Annotated in this window: 4 protein-coding genes; 3 read left to right on the top strand and 1 reads right to left on the bottom strand. The window is 38.9% G+C overall.

All coding sequences use genetic code 11. The features are described 5' to 3' along the window. Nucleotides 1–96 precede the first annotated feature (96 nt). On the top strand, nt 97–474 hold the full coding sequence (locus JQC92_RS21750; RefSeq protein WP_205001624.1) for a hypothetical protein: 378 nt from the start codon (nt 97–99) through the stop codon (nt 472–474). A 3-nt stretch (nt 475–477) separates the two neighbouring features. Here JQC92_RS21750 and JQC92_RS21745 read toward each other — a convergent pair whose 3' ends face one another. Continuing rightward, nucleotides 478–789 (bottom strand): energy transducer TonB, encoded by a 312-nt coding sequence (locus tag JQC92_RS21745; protein ID WP_205001623.1) that lies wholly within the window; start codon nt 787–789, stop codon nt 478–480. A gap of 334 nt (nt 790–1,123) precedes the next feature. On the opposite strand from JQC92_RS21745, the gene JQC92_RS21740 reads away from it, so the two are divergent. Together JQC92_RS21740 and JQC92_RS21735 are read left to right on the top strand one after the other, a co-directional pair. After that, nucleotides 1,124–1,387, top strand: coding sequence for a helix-turn-helix domain-containing protein (locus JQC92_RS21740; protein WP_205001622.1), 264 nt, complete (start codon nt 1,124–1,126; stop codon nt 1,385–1,387). Between the two features lie 33 nt (nt 1,388–1,420). Beyond that, nucleotides 1,421–2,599, top strand: a complete 1,179-nt coding sequence (locus JQC92_RS21735; protein WP_205001621.1) for a toprim domain-containing protein — start codon at nt 1,421–1,423, stop codon at nt 2,597–2,599. Nucleotides 2,600–2,692: the final 93 nt, after the last annotated feature.

Raw genomic sequence — 2,692 nt, 5'->3', positions numbered from 1 at the left:
TTGTGGAGCATCTTTCTCGAAGCATTTTTTCTTTTTCATGTGTACATAAAAACACCATAAAAAGATCGTTCAAGTAACAATGTTAGATCAAGTGACTTGTTTCACAAAAAACAAGAGGGGCTTAGTGAATGGTTACCGGATATCTACAATCAAGGTAGCACACTGCATATAAAAGCATCAAAAATATGGCAGCAAAGATTACACAATTATGCAGCTTATAATTCGATAGATTTACCCATTGATGAAGCCGATGAGTCAAAGTTTACAGGAGATGATGCTGAATTTATCACACTGATGAAACTACTGGATAAGAACAGAAATTTACCACAATCAAAGTCTGTGGTCGGTGATCAATTTGCAATTTCATATTCCAACGGTGATACCGCAATTGTTGAGTTTGGTGAAGTCTTAAATCAGCTTCAGCGATGTAAAAGCACCACTGAAGCTCTAGATATTTTGAAAGGACTTATTTGACGCTTATTTTTTATTTATCGCAAATTCTGCTTGTGAGCGATTATATACAGGCTGTCGATTAGGATTTGTTTTAGCAGGCTTATACACTCTCCGCTGAAGGCTTAATTTTACTTTTTCAGCAAACAGCCCTTCACCGTTAGACTCAGTAATTTTTACGTCATAAACATTACCGTTTGAATCTACGAGATAAGTAGCAACCACTTTTACAGAGTGCTTCTGTAACAAGTTCCGCTGCTTAAGAGTGAGAATTGTATTTTGCTGATCTTTTTCAGTAATCCAATACTGATTAAACTTCCCTGCTGCGTTAATTGGCACCGCATTTAAAACTGGTTTTTCAGGAATTGACGAACAGCCAGATATAATAAAAAAAAAACCGCAGCAAATAATCGTTTAAACATTGAATGTCTCAAATTTTAAAAAAGCTGAACTATAGACATATCCATCATCAGAAGCAACAGAAAACCATTCCTAAAACTGTACCAATTCTGATCATAGCTAACATTTATTATCTCTAAAATTCAATAAGTAAAACACAAACAAATCTCAAATGACTATTTTGGGCATTTGAGATTCTCTACAAACTTCTATTCCCGTGGTACATCTATTTACAAAAAAGATACCAACAATAATCACCTTTGGAGTACACGTTATGAGAGCCATTTATCCCAGAGAGCTTAGCCAAGCGATTAAACAAATTGAATTAAGACATCAAATCGAACAACAAGAAGTGCCGAAAGTTTGGTACACCAAAGCTGAGCTGTGCCTTTACTTTGGCATCAGCTATAACACCTTAAGGCATTGGGAACGCCATAGACACTTTCCCCTATTAGAGCTACAAGATTTTTGCAACGGCCGCTACGACATTAGAAAAATAGACCGATTTCTTCAAAGCCTTTACGAGTTACAACAATAGCATTCAACTTAACAATTGAGATTGGAGGCTGTGATGAAGTCGGAACTCCATGCTGAAATACTGCGGCGTTTAACGGTTGATTATGATTTTAAAAAGCAAAGCGACCAATATCTACAACAAGGCATTTGCCCAAGCTGCAATAAACGTGAGCTGTATACCCATAAAAACAACCCGTGGTTATTGCGCTGTGGCAGGCTGAACAAATGCGGCAATGAGCTGCACATTAAAGAAATTTACCATGACTTGTTTGAATCATGGAGTGAGCGTTTTCCAAGCCGTGAAGATGCCAAAACAGGTTTAATCACAAATCAGAATGCTGCTGCAGATGCTTACCTTTCCCATGGTCGAGGTTTAAAGCTTTCATTGATTAAAGGTTGGTATCAACAAGGCTCTTATTATTGTGGCGAGAAGCAAATCGGCACTGCCACTGTAAAATTTACCTTGAGTAACGGCGCAACATGGGAACGCTTTATTGATAAACCTGAGCGTTTTGGCAGTATGAAAGCTCGTTTCTCAGGCAGTTATAAAGGTTATTGGTGGCAAACGCCTGACTTTGATATTGCTAAGGTGGTTGAGACCAACGAACTTTGGTTAGTTGAAGGAATATTCTATGCCTTGTCATTGCTGCAAGTGGGCATTACTGCCGTCAGTGTCATGAGCTGTAATAACTTCCCTATTGAGTCATTAAAAACCTTTCGGGAGCAATTGAACCAAGCCACGCCTCCAATATTAGTGTTTGCTTTTGATACAGGTAAAGCAGGCGAATCTCACACCCTGAAATTTATTGAACAAGCGAAAAAACTGGGTTGGCAAGCTACTGCAGCACAACCGCCAACGGGAAAATTAAAACTAGACTGGAATGACTTACTGCAACGTGAACGCCTTACGCCTGATCACATCGAACATTACCGCTACTTAGGTAAATTGTTAATTGCGCCTTCGGCCAAAATCAAAGGCATTTTGATGTACCAGCAAAGCAATCAGCATGAATTTCCATTTGAGTTTCAGCTGAGTATGTATTGGTTTAAGTTTCATGCAGATAAATACGACAAAAATACTGACAAAGGCCAAGATGATTTAACCGCATTGAATGAAGCGGCCAGTATTCAATTGCTTTGCATGTGCTATCCCCATGCGCTGTATTATCAAGAAAGCCCAGCTTCAGATGAAAGCTGGTATTACTTGGCTCTTCGTCGTTTCATGTGGATTTGAGTAGATCTGATACAGGGCTAGCAATCATAAAGATCATGGTTATAAATGTTCCTGTATTACGGTAGCCTCTGGCTCGTGCTCTGGCCGCTTGAA

The organism is Parashewanella hymeniacidonis, assembly GCF_016900895.1.
GTDB lineage: Bacteria > Pseudomonadota > Gammaproteobacteria > Enterobacterales > Shewanellaceae > Parashewanella > Parashewanella hymeniacidonis.
This window is presented reverse-complemented; position numbering and strand designations above follow the sequence as displayed.